This window comes from Peribacillus sp. Aquil_B1, assembly GCF_022603275.1.
Taxonomy (GTDB): domain Bacteria; phylum Bacillota; class Bacilli; order Bacillales; family DSM-1321; genus Peribacillus.
On sequence record NZ_JAKXEE010000002.1, the window covers coordinates 363,247 to 377,132 of the forward strand.

The 13,886-nt window shown below is 41.7% G+C and carries 14 protein-coding genes; 2 read left to right on the forward strand and 12 right to left on the reverse strand.

The window, feature by feature from the left end; translation table 11 throughout:
- Positions 1-5: 5 nt before the first annotated feature.
- Positions 6-2,627, reverse strand: a complete 2,622-nt coding sequence (gene cphA / locus MPH60_RS15450) for a cyanophycin synthetase (protein WP_241590500.1) — start codon at positions 2,625-2,627, stop codon at positions 6-8.
- Positions 2,624-3,439, reverse strand: a complete 816-nt coding sequence (locus MPH60_RS15455; RefSeq protein ID WP_241590501.1) for a cyanophycinase — start codon at positions 3,437-3,439, stop codon at positions 2,624-2,626. Before MPH60_RS15455 ends, cphA begins: the two co-directional genes overlap by 4 nt.
- Positions 3,440-3,624: 185 nt before the next feature.
- Between MPH60_RS15455 and MPH60_RS15460 the strand changes: the two genes are divergently transcribed.
- Positions 3,625-4,047: a pyridoxamine 5'-phosphate oxidase family protein gene (locus MPH60_RS15460; protein WP_241590502.1), complete on the forward strand. Its 423-nt coding sequence runs from the start codon at positions 3,625-3,627 to the stop codon at positions 4,045-4,047.
- Positions 4,048-4,188: 141 nt separating this feature from the next.
- On the opposite strand, the gene MPH60_RS15465 is transcribed toward MPH60_RS15460, so the two are convergent.
- From MPH60_RS15465 to MPH60_RS15500, 8 genes are all read right to left on the reverse strand, one after another.
- On the reverse strand, positions 4,189-5,226 hold the full coding sequence (locus tag MPH60_RS15465; protein ID WP_241590576.1) for a M42 family metallopeptidase: 1,038 nt from the start codon (positions 5,224-5,226) through the stop codon (positions 4,189-4,191).
- A gap of 101 nt (positions 5,227-5,327) precedes the next feature.
- Entirely contained in the window at positions 5,328-5,465 is a 138-nt protein-coding gene (locus tag MPH60_RS15470) for a hypothetical protein (RefSeq protein WP_241590503.1), read from the reverse strand.
- Between the two features lie 31 nt (positions 5,466-5,496).
- On the reverse strand, positions 5,497-5,685 hold the full coding sequence (locus MPH60_RS15475) for a hypothetical protein (RefSeq protein ID WP_241590504.1): 189 nt from the start codon (positions 5,683-5,685) through the stop codon (positions 5,497-5,499).
- Positions 5,686-5,794: 109 nt separating this feature from the next.
- Positions 5,795-7,471 carry an oligopeptide ABC transporter substrate-binding protein gene (opp4A, locus tag MPH60_RS15480; protein WP_241615848.1) on the reverse strand — a complete coding sequence of 559 codons (1,677 nt, stop codon included), beginning with the start codon at positions 7,469-7,471 and terminating at the stop codon, positions 5,795-5,797.
- A gap of 18 nt (positions 7,472-7,489) precedes the next feature.
- Positions 7,490-8,389 (reverse strand): ABC transporter permease, encoded by a 900-nt coding sequence (locus MPH60_RS15485; protein WP_387549368.1) that lies wholly within the window; start codon positions 8,387-8,389, stop codon positions 7,490-7,492.
- Positions 8,390-8,411: 22 nt separating this feature from the next.
- Positions 8,412-9,377: an oligopeptide ABC transporter permease gene (opp4B, locus tag MPH60_RS15490; RefSeq protein WP_214743605.1), complete on the reverse strand. Its 966-nt coding sequence runs from the start codon at positions 9,375-9,377 to the stop codon at positions 8,412-8,414.
- Between the two features lie 15 nt (positions 9,378-9,392).
- Complete coding sequence (locus tag MPH60_RS15495; protein WP_101224464.1) at positions 9,393-10,319, reverse strand: ABC transporter ATP-binding protein; 927 nt, start codon at positions 10,317-10,319, stop codon at positions 9,393-9,395.
- Positions 10,297-11,322 carry an ABC transporter ATP-binding protein gene (locus MPH60_RS15500; RefSeq protein WP_241590507.1) on the reverse strand — a complete coding sequence of 342 codons (1,026 nt, stop codon included), beginning with the start codon at positions 11,320-11,322 and terminating at the stop codon, positions 10,297-10,299. Before MPH60_RS15500 ends, MPH60_RS15495 begins: the two co-directional genes overlap by 23 nt.
- A gap of 494 nt (positions 11,323-11,816) precedes the next feature.
- Here MPH60_RS15500 and MPH60_RS15505 point away from each other — a divergent pair, with 494 nt between their 5' ends.
- The gene (locus MPH60_RS15505) at positions 11,817-12,452 is read left to right on the forward strand and encodes a Bax inhibitor-1/YccA family protein (RefSeq protein ID WP_214743607.1); all 636 of its coding nucleotides are present in this window, start codon (positions 11,817-11,819) and stop codon (positions 12,450-12,452) included.
- A gap of 204 nt (positions 12,453-12,656) precedes the next feature.
- Here the strand turns inward: MPH60_RS15505 and MPH60_RS15510 are convergent, their stop codons facing one another.
- Together MPH60_RS15510 and MPH60_RS15515 are read right to left on the reverse strand one after the other, a co-directional pair.
- Positions 12,657-13,199: an acyl-CoA thioesterase gene (locus tag MPH60_RS15510; RefSeq protein WP_034314279.1), complete on the reverse strand. Its 543-nt coding sequence runs from the start codon at positions 13,197-13,199 to the stop codon at positions 12,657-12,659.
- 131 nt (positions 13,200-13,330) lie between these two features.
- Positions 13,331-13,870 carry a M15 family metallopeptidase gene (locus MPH60_RS15515; RefSeq protein ID WP_405390059.1) on the reverse strand — a complete coding sequence of 180 codons (540 nt, stop codon included), beginning with the start codon at positions 13,868-13,870 and terminating at the stop codon, positions 13,331-13,333.
- Positions 13,871-13,886: the final 16 nt, after the last annotated feature.

Here is a 13,886-nt window from a genome sequence, read left to right on the forward strand (position 1 = left end):
TTCCTTTATTTCTTCGGCAATGGATTTGTTGAAACCTTTTCGAAAAACTTCTCTACATATTCGAAATCCGTGTAAAAGAACAATAATAGGTCACCCGGTTGTGATGCTTCCCAGGCCTTTACGAATGCGTCCAATTCATTAGGTTCGATTATGGTCCGATCTTTTTGTAACCCCGCTTCTAACGCCGCTTCCTGAAGCAGCCTGGCTACTTCTAACGGCTCCCTGCCCCGCAAATCATCGTCTTCTTTAATGATGAACAGATCAGAATTCATGGCCGCCGCCTTGGAGAGCCTGATAAGCTCTTCATCAATACGGTCACCCGGTCCTGCCAAAACCGTGATAAGACGATTTTTGTTATAAGCACTGACCGTTTCGAATATGGCCTTCAATCCTGCTTCATTATGGGCATAGTCGATGATGATCGTGCGCTCTTTCAACTTCTTTAAATTAAAACGGCCTTTGGACAAATTCGTATCCGGCATAAATGTGGCAGCCTTCCTTCGTAGTTCTTCCATGGAAATGCCTTGAGTTTCGGCTGCGGCTAACGCCTGAAGTAAATTGGCGATATTATGTCGTGCCATGCCGGAAATCGTGATTGGAATCTTGGTGCAATCCATAAATTGATGGATGACATTATCAGATGAATGACAGATTACACCTTGTTCATTGACGTACCAAACTTTACATCCCCCATTTATCGCAGCCTTCACGTGAGGCTGGGTGGCATCAGTAGAGGTGTAAATGACCTCTCCATCTGTATGGGCGTTCATGGCGGCTACATTCGGATCATCTGCATTCAGCACACAATAGCCTGTTTTCATTACGACTTCGGCCACAAGCCTCTTTAATTTAATGAGATCATCCAAAGTATCGATTCCATCACGGCCGAGGTGATCCTCACTTACATTGGTAATGATCCCCACATCACATTTACGAAAAGCAAGACCTTCACGAAGAATCCCTCCCCGGGCCGTTTCCAATACGGCTACATCAACTTCAGGATGGGCCAATACCATTCTTGCACTGACCGGACCACTGCAGTCACCTTGATCCAAAACCTCATCGCCGATATATACTCCATCAGAATTCGTCATACCCACTTTTGTATTTTCATTAGAAAGAAAATAATGAACCAATCGGGTCGTTGTCGTCTTTCCATTTGTTCCGGTCACTGCGATGATCGGTATAGCTGCCTCTTCCCGAGTCGGAAATAAATAATCGACAATGGCCTTGCCTACATTCCTTTTTTTCCCTTCGCTCGGATAATGATGCATTCGAATTCCCGGAGCAGCATTCACTTCAATAATCGCAGTCCGTGAATGTTCGATTGGTTTTGATATATCCTCACAGATAAAATCGATTCCAGCTATATCCAAACCGATCGCTTTCGCGGCAGCAACCGCCATATTCTTAATGGTTGGATGAACCTGATCCGTTACATCGATTGCCTTTCCACCCGTTGAAAGATTTGCATTGCCGACAACTTGAACCAATTCCCCTTGATCCGGAATGGTATCGAGCGTCCGATTCGATTTTTCCAAGTAACAGGTCACGGTATGTGTAAGTGGGATTTTTGACATCGGCTTCTCATGTCCTTCTCCCCGCAAATCATTACAATTTTCCTTTTCTATCAATTTACGTATCGATTCCTTACCGTTGCCAATAACATAGGGAGGAAGCCTCAAACTAGCGGCTATAAGTTCACCGTTGACTATCAGTAACCGATAATCATGTCCTTCAATATGCCGTTCGACTATGTACTTCTCCACATGCGACTCCAAACAATTGATTACATTGAATAGTTCATCCTTATTTTTGATATGGGTGATGACACCCTGCCCCTGCCTCCCATTATACGGTTTAATGACCAGCGGAAAACCCAGCCTGTCCGCCGAGGCAAAGATATCTTCGATGGAATGGGCAACTTCCCCTTCAGGTACAGGGAGGCCACACCCTCTTAAAATCGATTTGGTCAATGATTTGTCACATGAATTCTCAACGGCAATATTGGAAGTCTGGCTGGAAATTGTCGCCTGGACATACTTCTGCCTTGTACCGGTTCCTAAACGCAATAAGCTTTCATCACCCATCCGCTCGACAGGGATACCTTTTGCTTGTGCTGCCTTAAAAATGGCTTCAGTACTTGGCCCCAGTTTATTCTTATAATATAGCTGCTCTATTTGTTTTACATAAGATTGTACATTTATAAGCTTTTTACCATTCAGGATGGCTTCCGCTATATCTTTTGCTGCTAAAAAAGCTTGAAGACCTGAGTGAGGCTCTTGATAGTCAAAGGTCACATAATAAAAACCCTTCTTTTCCATCATTATCGTTTTTCCACGAATGGCTTCGATTCCGGCCAAGTTTTGAAGCTCAATCGTCATATGCTCCAATATATGTCCCATCCATGTTCCTTTTCTCAGCCTCTCGGCAAAACCGCCTCGATACCCTTTTGAACATGTATGGCTTCCCAGATTCGGGAGCAACTTTAACAATTTTTCATTGAATCCAGGTATTGAATCAGATGGTTTCTGTTCCAGTTCCCCTATATCCAATTCAATGCAAATCGTCGGTGTATAAGCAAAATAATTAGGTCCTTTTAAATAACGGACTCGATTGATTATCATTGTTGGATCCCCTTTTTCATCAACAATTTCCTTTTAAGCAGGTCAAAACGGTATCCCCTGGTTAGTGCATGAAGGTTAAATCCTGAAAGCGTCAACTCTTCACTGCCATTATCAGAAGATGTGATATTGATATAATCACTGGTGCTGCCATCAAGAACCAATACTTGATGTTGGCCAACTACTTCAAAATGACCGTCTTTAACTAAAATTGCTGTATTTTCATCAATGCCAATACCCATAATTTCCTTGTTCCCTGCTATCGCACTTAACAGGCGGTCAAAGCGGCCACGCTGAGAAAAATGTTGATCGATTATCAAACCGTCAAGGAAGCCGAAACCTAGCCCAATCTCAACCTTTAACTTATTGTCATTCAGCATCGTGTCAGCAGCAATGATCATATGCTTACCTAAAATGGAAGCGCCAGCACTTGTCCCTGCTATCACCGTTCCTTTATGCCAGGCTTTAGAAAGGGCATCGTGGAATTTGGTTTTTCCAATCAGCTCAAACAATCGGCTTTGGTTTCCCCCTGAAATGAAGATGGCGGAAAAAGATTTCAGCTGTTCACAAATTGCCGGGTCATCTGCATCCTGCCTTGAATCCAGCTTGATCACTTCCACCCTGTCCACGCCTAAATCCCTGAAAATCTTGATATACTCTGTACTCACTTCCTCAGGAATTTCACTCGCTGTAGGCAATATTCCTATTCCGCCATTCCTATTACGGGTTGCAAGCTCGACAAATTTATTTAATACTTCACCTTCAAGGCACTTATCCTCTGCCCCGCCAATGATAAGTAATTCACCACAATTCATTCATCATACTCACCTTTACAAATGGATTAACATCATGAAATTGCTCAAAATAGAACACATAATGACTAGTATGGCAACTTCTATCAATCTTCATTCATAAAAATGGCAAACTGCAGAATTTTGTTTAACTTAATGAAAAGAGAGGAAAAGTAATAGAGTAAAAAAAATAAAAGGAGTGTGCAAAAATGAGCCAAAACCAAATAAAAGAAAAAGTATTGAACATCATCCGTGATCATAAAATAGGAGTTTTATCTTCAGTTGAAAACAACAAACCACATTCACGTTATATGACATTTTTTAACGATGAGTTAACTTTATACACACCAACGAGTGGAAAGACGGAAAAAATTGATGAAATTGAAAAGAATCCTAATGTTCATATCCTGATCGGCTATGATAATAAAGGATTGGGCGATTCTTACCTGGAAATCTCAGGTACCTCGAAAATAAACGATTCTCAGGAGCTGAAGGATAAATTATGGAATGAATCCTTTGAAGATTGGTTTGAAGGTCCGAAAGATCCGAATTATTTAATCCTGCAAATTAAGCCGGAAAGCATCCGGTTGATGAACAACAACGGTGAACCTCCACAAGAATTATCATTATAAATCTTTATTTTTTGTACTTACGCCAATTCACGAGTAAATGACCGAAATTCACGTGTATTACCACTAAAACACAGTACTATAATAAAAATATCGCTAAAAAACAGTTAAAAGCCCGCATATGAATGCGGGCTTTTTTCACGATTATACTAGCTCTGATTGAATATAGTGCAAAATCAGATTGGCTGTATGCTTTAAAGAAGAAACATGTGTCCGCTCGAAGGCATGTGAAGCATCGATACCCGGTCCGATCAGACCATGTACGACATCATAGCCTGCCCGGATTGCAGCGGAAGCGTCCGATCCATAATATGGATAAATATCGACGCGGTAGTCGACGGCATTTGCTTGGGCAAGTGAAACTAAATGCTGACGCAGTTTATAATGATATGGACCTGAGGAGTCTTTTGCGCAAATGGAAACGCTGAATTCATCCGTCGTTTGTCCATCACCGATCGCGCCCATATCGACAGCTAGATATTCGACTGTTTTCTCAGGGATATTGGAATTTCCGCCATAACCGATTTCTTCGTTGTTGGAAATCAAGAAATGGGTCGTATATGCCAGTTTTATCTTTCCTGCGGATATGAGGTCAATGATATGAAGGAGGATGCCAACGCTAGCTTTATCATCCAAATGCCTTGATTTCAAAAAGCCTGTATCCGTCACTTCCACTCTCGGTTCAAAGGAGACAAAATCTCCAACAGAAATGCCAATGGCCTCGGTTTCCGCTTTATTTTTTACGACAGCATCTATCCGGACCTCTATTGTCTCATCATCACGCTTGGCATCGCCTGCATTTTTATATACGTGGACAGAGGTCTGATTGATTAAAATGGTCCCGGTGATAATAGCTCCGTCAGCTGTATGGATTTTACAATACTCCCCTTCCACTGAGTTCCAGCGGAAACCGCCGATCATCGTCAATTTGAGGCGGCCATTCGCTTTTATTTCCTTTACCATGGCTCCCAGAGTATCGACATGGGCAGTCAGCAAGCGATGTTTGTCATCATCTACGCCTTTTAATGTAGCAACCAATGCCCCTTTATTCGTGATGTTGTAAGGAACCTTCCTCTGCTCCATGAAATTGGCGGCATATTTAATGGCTTGCTCAGTATAGCCGGAGGGGCTGGGTATGGACACCAATTCTTTTATGTAAGATACGATTTCTTTTTCTTCGATTACACTCACGCATATCTCTCCTTTCCTCTTTGTTCATTATATCTTTTCATGGCAACTTTTAACATATTAAAAGACCGCCAAAAGGCGGTCCTTTAATCGATTTAACTCATAAAAGCCAGGACAGGCAACATGGCCATAACTAATGTTGAAATTCCATATAACGCTAAATTCTCCATATTCACTTTCCTTTTCCACTTATCGCGCCATACTTTGTATCTGTCCATATCTTCGTTCCTCATAAAAAAACCTCCTTCATGATGAAAGTTCAACTTACTTCAACTGTCTTTGTTTGTTGGACATTTCCTTCATATATTCTAAGAAGGCAATTCTCTTTTCGTCTGGATAGGCTACAATGTCTGCGATGATTTCCTCTTCGAGAGGTTTCAGTAAACGGCCAACCGATTCAGTAAACAATATTTCTAACTCTCTCTTTGTATCATTAGGATTTCTCACTTCCATCCATATCACCCTTCCAATTACTTACTATTATCTATATAACCTTTATCCTCTACATTGAAACTCAAAAAAATCGACCGCCTATAAAGGCAGCCGATTGTGATCAATTAAATTATTTCGTTACACCGACATTATGCCACTGATATTGGCGGCCTGCGAGATAATCATAACCTGTAACGCGTTCATTCACTCCAGCCAATTGATAACGGAATAACGTCGGAATGACCGGGACCTCTTCATGGATCAATTCCTGCCACTCATTATACGTATCGATTCGATATTGATCATCGAAGGCTTCCTCTGAAATCCCTTTAGCAAGAAGCTCATCATTTTTTTCATTCACCCAGCGGGTATAGTTAAATTCTGCAGATCTGGACCATATTCCTGATGGATCAGGATCGGAAGCGACACCCCATGCAGCGGAATATACATCAACTTCGTCATTATCCTTTTTCAGCAGGTCATAGAATGAATTGAACTCATGCAGCCTTCCATCCTGCAATTCGACGTCCAAACCTACTTGTTCCCATTGCTGGATATAATACTTTGCTAGTGGCTCAGAAACATCAGAACCGCTCATGGAAGCAAAATTGATCTTGAACTCTTTTCCGTCTGCATCTTCACGAATGCCATCGTTATTCGTATCTACAAACCCTGCTTCATCCAAAAGTTTTTTAGCTTTTTCAGGATTATATTCATATGCTTTTAAATCTTTATTGTTATATTTAAAGTTCGGTGTAATGACAGAGTTGGCAGGGAAGCGAAGGCCCTTGAACATCTTTTCGCCAACTTCTTCATTATTGATGGCATATGCCATTGCCTGACGAAGGCGTTTATCACCGAATTTCGGGTTCTCATCCATAACGTTTTCTTCTTTTTCCTTATCATAATGACCGAAGTTGAAACCAATATAGGAATAAGCCAATTCCACTTTCCCCAATAATTCGATGTTATCCAATTCCTTGGCCTGATCATATTGCTCAGCCAGGACCTCCGCTACATCGAGATCACCATTTTCAAGTGACTTGACGACAACGGCCGGATTTACGACTTTTAATGTGACACTGTCCAATTTAGGTTCACCGCGGTAATAATCTTTATTCGCTTCGAATTCGACCGCTTCCCCTTGAACGATTTTCTTCACTTTGAATGGTCCAAAACCAATCGGATTTTTACGGATTTTATCCGAAGATTCCAAATCTGCAATCGGAACATCTTTTAAGTATTCTTTATGAAGCGGGTATGTCCATAATCCAGTCGTGACGGAAGGATTCGCTTTTTTGAACGTGAAAGTGATTTTCTTGCCGTCGACTTTAATGCCTGAAATCTTATCCGCTTTCCCTTCATGATACTCCTCCATACCCTCGATTAAAGCCATTTGTTCATCATAGCGTACACCTTTGTAATCTTTGCTTCCCATGACAAGGTATGCATATTCTAAATCATCGCCTGTCACCGGCTTTCCATCATGCCAATTCACATTATCCTTAATCGTCAGCGTAACCGTTTTATGATCATCCGAAATCTCATAGGAAGCGGCACCTTCATTCGTGAAAACATAGTTTTCGTCTGTATCCAATAAATCTTCATCAAAGAATGTGATAACTTGGTTATCAGGCTCTCCTTGATTCGTCGTCTTTGTCGGGAATTTAGAGGTATCGACCTGTTCGACATCTTTCCCTTTTTTCTCTTTCGTTGATGATTTCTCCGTATCATCCGAACATGCAGCAAGCAGTAGAGACGAAATGGCCAATGCACTTAATACCTTACTGTAGCTTTTGATTTTCATATCATACACTCCCCTTTTTTATCCTCTTCTTTGTCTTGCATCGGCTGCGCGTTTTAACGCTTGACCAACGAAATTTATACTCAGCATCAACACTAAAATCATGAGTGATGCGGGTACCCATATCCACCACTTGTTTTCCAGAACATCTGGATTTCGAGCATAACTGATGAGCGTCCCTAAACTCGGTGTGCTCTCCGGGAGACCGAATCCTAAGAAAGTCAAACTGGATTCTAGGCCAATATTGCCAGCAAGGTTCAAAATGAAGTTAACGATGATCAGTGAACTGACATTGGGCAGAAGCTGAAACAGGATGATTTTCCAATGTGGCGTCCCGAGTGTCTGTGAGGCGTGGATATAATCCAGCTCACGCTCTGACAAAGCCTTTGAACGAATCAGCCGGGCCTTGCCTGTCCATAAAAACATCGTCATGATTAAAATGAAAACATATACATTGAAGATCGGTACAATCACGACTACCACGATGATGAACATCAATTGCGGCAGGGCAATCACGAAGTCGATAATACGCATGATCACATTATCGGTTGCCCCGCCGAAGTAGCCAGCCAGAAGCCCTAATGATAAACCGATGATAGCGGTGAATAATGTTATGAATAAACTGATCGTGAATGAATTTCTCGTACCCACTATCAATTGTGCAAATACATCCCGGCCGCCATAATCGGTTCCAAGCCAATAGTCTGAAGATGGTTCCATATAAATGGAGAGAAAATCGACCTTGGCTATTTCCTTGGCGTCCATGAAGAGCGACGCACCGTAAACAAATATCAATATGGCTGCTAATATAATCAATGAGCCCATGGCAAGCTTATCCTTTTTGATTTCCTGCCAGATGATTTTGATTCCTGAAGGGCTCACATCTTTCACTTGTATGTTCTTTCCGGTTTCTACTTTCATTTCCATAAGACTCACCCCGCTCCTATTCTATCCGTATGCGCGGATCGACCGCACTAAGTATGATGTCCGAAAGAAGAGTGCCAAGCAGAGTGGCAAATCCCGTCATCATGACGATGGCCGTGACAACACTGAAATCCCTCAGACTGACTGAACTAAGGAAAAGCTGCCCAAGTCCCGGATAACTGAAAATGGTCTCGATTATGACCGCACCGCCGATCAATCCAGTAATTTCATAGCCTAGGAATGCCGCTATCGGTAAAAAGGAATTTCTCAGGATATGCCGTGAATATACTTTTGATTCAGGCACTCCCTTCGAACGCGCTGTCCTAACGAAATCCTTGATTTTATTATCGATGATTTCGTTTCGCAAATATTGGATCGTACTTGTTGTTGCAATTAAAGCTGTACTTAATGCTGGTAAAATCAAATGATTGATCTTGCTTACAACATAGGCGAATGTTCCTTCATCCACCTTTGAATCGACACTGCCGCCAGACGGGAACCAATCCAGGGCAAATCCGAAAACGAATAACATGATTAAAGCAAAAATGAAAATCGGCGTGCCAAATCCTACATAGCTATAACCCGTAACGGTTTTATCCACCCAGGTATCGTTATACCTTCCGCTAAGTATGCCTAATGGAATCGCAAGCATATATGTAAAGATAAGCGTGACCAACGCCAGGAACACCGTGTTCCAAAGCCTGTCTTCGATAACATCCATGACGGGCGTCTTATGTGTATAGGAAATACCGAAATCCCCCTGTACTGCATTGGATGCCCACCTTAAATATTGTTGGTACCAAGGGTCATTCAAACCCAGTTCTTCCCTGATCCTATCAAGCTCGGCCGGGTTGGCCCTAGGATTGATTTCCTGACCTGACAGTGCATCTCCCGGCATTGCTTTTGCCATCATGAAAACGATGATGCTCAATAAAAAGAGCTGCGGGATCATAACTAATAAACGCCTTAGGATAAACTTCCACATATTCCTTACACCTCCTTATTGTAATGCGACTCTATGTGTCGATGAGATTGGCTTCAAATCGTAGGCACGTCCATCCTCATCGAAATATTTTGAGTAGGTAGACTCATATTCCGAGGTGAGTTTTTTTCTAAGCTGCACTTTATCTTCGCGGACTTCCGGCTCTAAATCCGGAATGGCGGCAATCAGGCGCTTCGTGTATATATGTTGCGGATTTTCATAGATTTCCTCGCTTTTGCCTTCCTCTACCAATCTACCGCGATACATAACGCCCATCCGATCACACATATGCCGGATTACACCTAAGTCATGACCCACAAATAAATAAGTCAAATTGAACTCCTGTTGGAGATCTTGAAGGAAATTCAATACCTGTGCCTGAACGGAAACATCCAGTGCTGACACCGGTTCATCCGCAATGATCAGTTTAGGTTTCAATGTCAAAGACCTGGCAATCCCAATCCGCTGGCGCTGCCCTCCTGAAAATTCATGAGGATACTTGTGAATCGATTCCGGACTGAGTCCGACTTTGTCCAAGAAGTCCTGGACGATTTTCTTTTCCTCTGAAGGTGATAACCGTTCAAAGTTCCTCAGCGGTTCGGCAATGATGTCCAGTACCCTCTTCTTGGGATTCAATGATGAATACGGGTCTTGGAAAATCATTTGGATATCTTTTCTAAATGGTTTAATTTCTTTTCTACTTAAAGATGCTAAATCCCTGCCTTCAAACAGGATTTGTCCGGATGTGACATCATTCAGCTTGACCACTGCCTTGCCTGTCGTGGACTTGCCGCTTCCGGATTCCCCGACCAAACCATATGTTTCCCCTTGCTGCAACTCAAAGGAAACACCGTCCACGGCCTTTACGTGATCAACCACCCTTCTGAAAAAACCGCCCCTTATTGGAAAATGCACTTTCAGATTATCTAATTTGAGTAATGTCATGGGCCGATGCATCTCCTTCAGCTTGAAAATAAAATTCTTTATAGCACGTACAGCGCACAAAATGATCGTTGCCCACTTCGTGAAGCCGGGGTGTCTCTTCATGCGCATGCTTAGGTATCCAAGGAATCCTATCTTGGAAGCGACATCCTATCCGATCCATTTTCGCGATCGATGGAACGATTCCCTCGATAACGTGCAAACGTTTTTTCTCGTTTGCAGCCGAAGGGATCGAATTTAATAACGACCTTGTATATGGATGTAGCGGATTGTTGAATATCTCTTTAACACTTCCCGTTTCCACTACCTGACCTGCATACATGACAACGATCCTGTCAGCGACCTCTGCAACGACGCTCAGATCATGTGTAATTAAGATGATCCCCATTTTTGTCCTGCTTTGGATATCCTTCAGCAGATCAAGTATTTGTGCTTGAATCGTAACATCCAGTGCCGTCGTGGGTTCATCGGCAATGACCAGTGCAGGGTTGCAAGCAATGGCAATCGATATCATTGCCCTTTGCCGCATTCCGCCCGAGAGCTCATGCGGATATTGCTTGTACGTCCGTTCAGGATATGGAATTCCCACTTGTGTCAAAAGTTCGATCGTCCTGTTCTTTTTTTCAGCACCGGAGAGTTCAGTATGGTAATCAAGATTCTCCTCGATCTGTTTTCCTATGGTCATGAGCGGGTTCAAAGCCGTTAATGGTTCCTGGAATATCATACCTAATTCCTTACCACGGACTTTATTCATTTGCACATCATTCAACTTTAGGAGATTTTGTCCTTTATAATTGATATTTCCTTCGGATTTCGTTCTCTGCTTATTATGTAATTGCATGATAGATAAGGCCAAGGCACTCTTTCCACAACCTGATTCTCCAACAACTGCTACAATTTCATTTTCATTCACCGTAAACGAAACATCATCCACCGCTGCATGATATTTGCTACCGATGCGAAATGAGGTAGTTAGGTTCTCTATTTGTAAAATAGCTTTCTTCATCCTTGCTCCCCCTAAACTATTTTATCGGGAAAATAATTAATCTTCTGATAATTAGTTAAGATTTTAATCAATTTTTTACAATTATACAATAGTTTTTTTAGAAAATAATCACATTTTTTTCATATTTTATAACTTTAGGAATAATTTTCTGCAATAAAAAATCGTTTCCTTTATAACGGTTATACAGTAAAGTTTTGAAGTCCGATTAAATGTAAAGAAGCAATAATTTAAATTTTATTATTCCAAGATAACTATTTTACAGTTCATAACTATTTATTGACCTTGTCCTTTTACGTACAGCAGAATGGTTCTGATTGAATTTTTTTGATATTTCAGAAAAGTTAGTACATTTGTAAGAATATCATAAAACAGGTAATTATTTCATATATATTTCAATACTTTTAAAAAAAACACTTTATTTTCATTAAATGCAATGAAACCTTTTTAAAACAGATTCGTAGAAAACGTTAGAAAATAAATGATGAGGTGATTGAATGTATTCACAAACTGTACAAACATATATGCCGTCCGTCATGCGGACGTTCGCTTTATCACTTGCCGTTTCCGTTTTAGGGATGGCTCTCGGCACTCTTGTACCGCCATCGTTGTTTCTTCCCTTGGCGATACTTGAGATCGCCATGTTGATTGGAGCATTCATATTGCGGAGGAAAAAAGCCATCGGCTACACTTTTTTGTATAGTTTCACGTTGATTTCTGGAATTACGACCTACCCGATCATCGCACACTACCTAGCTGCTGCAGGGGCAAATGTGGTGATCCTGGCAGGAGTTACGACTACAGTCGTATTTGGAGGACTGGCGGTTTATGCTACAACCACCAAAAGGGACCTTTCTTTCTTGGGAGGAATGTTATTTGCAGCCTTGCTAGCTTTAGTGGTCATTAGCATTTTCAACATTTTCTCTCCATTAAGCTCTACAGCCATGCTGGTCTTTTCCTTTATCGGGATTTTAGTTTTCAGTGGTTATATTTTATATGATTTCAATCGAATGAAGCATTACGGGGTAACAGCTGAAGAAGTACCGCTCATGGCCTTGAATCTATATCTTGATTTCATTAACCTATTCATTAACATCTTGCGTTTTTTTGGTATTTTGGCAAGCGATGACTAAAGTGCTACTACTATCAAACCTAACAAGATAACATAAGAAAGACGCTTGGACTTACCCAAGCGTCTTTTCACATTTCTTTCCCATACGGATAAGCAGTAAGATGTGAGTACTGATTTTCCCCAAACCCCTGGCGATGAATAAAAGACCAAATCACAATGAATTTGGTCTCAATCATTAATTAAAACAGCAGAAGGGGTGCATATCTTATTTATATAATCCTGGATTTGATTGATCGGTCCATGGCAGTTTCACTCCGAAAGTGCTAGCAATGAACTGTGTATCTTCCCTTCGTTTTTTCCTTATTTGGGCCCGTTGTTTTGCTGATTCATTTAAATTCATTTCCATCTCTGTTTCAGGAACCAAACGCGGAACCGGAATTGGTTTACCTTCTTCATTAATGGCAACAAATGTCAAGAATGAAATAACACATAAATTCCGGGCTCCTGTAACTAAATCCTCTGCAATCACCTTTACGATGATTTCCATTGATGTTCTGCCTGTATACGTCACGAAGCTTTCAAGGCAAACTGCATTTCCTTCGTGAATAGGATGCAGGAAATCGACAGAATCAGTTGATGCAGTAACGACGTTGCTTCGCGCATGACGCATGGCTGATATAGCCGCTACATCATCAATGTATGCCATTAATTTGCCTCCGAACATCGTACCAATATTATTTGTATCCGGCGGGAGGACAAGGCTTGTTTTTATGACCAAAGAGTCCCGGCAATTTTTTGTTTCTTCCATGGTGACTGCACTCCTTTATGTCTGATTTCTCACTAGTCCACTTTATCGAATTCTTACCTGTAAAGCAATTCACATGCTTATTTTCCTGCTTTTAGTCAAAATTATGCGGTTTATGACGAAGCCAAACACTTTCATTGCCCTTTTGGCTGCTTGCCTTGCTGCAGCTCACGCATGCTCAAGCCAAATGTCATTTGTAAATGCGGATAATCCTTGAATCCTGACCAATCCCCTCCCCAATCAAAACCTAACCCTTTAGCGATAGTTACGACTTCCATCCAATCCGACTTTCCATTATCGTTTCCGTCATAACTCATGTCCCAAATGGCCTCCCCTTGTTTGTTAAGGAGGGCAAAATCTATCGCCAAACCGAAATTATGCAGCGACTCGCCACCTCTTGCATTCGTTACGATGTTGCCCGAGTCTGATCTGCCCTTTTCATAGAGTTCATTTTGCTCGGCTAAAGACCGGAACCCCGCCGTAATGATAACCGGGATGCCTTTGTCATTAGCCAGTTGAATGAGCTCTTCTTTTTTTTCGGCGACGATCGGGTTCAGCTCGTCAGTCAGTTCGATTTCATCTAGATCAGGAGGAAGCATATACTTGAACAAGAGCCCCAGTAACAATCCAAAAAAGCCCAACACTAAACATGTCCTTACCCAAGTGGCTTTCACTGAATAATCCTTCCTT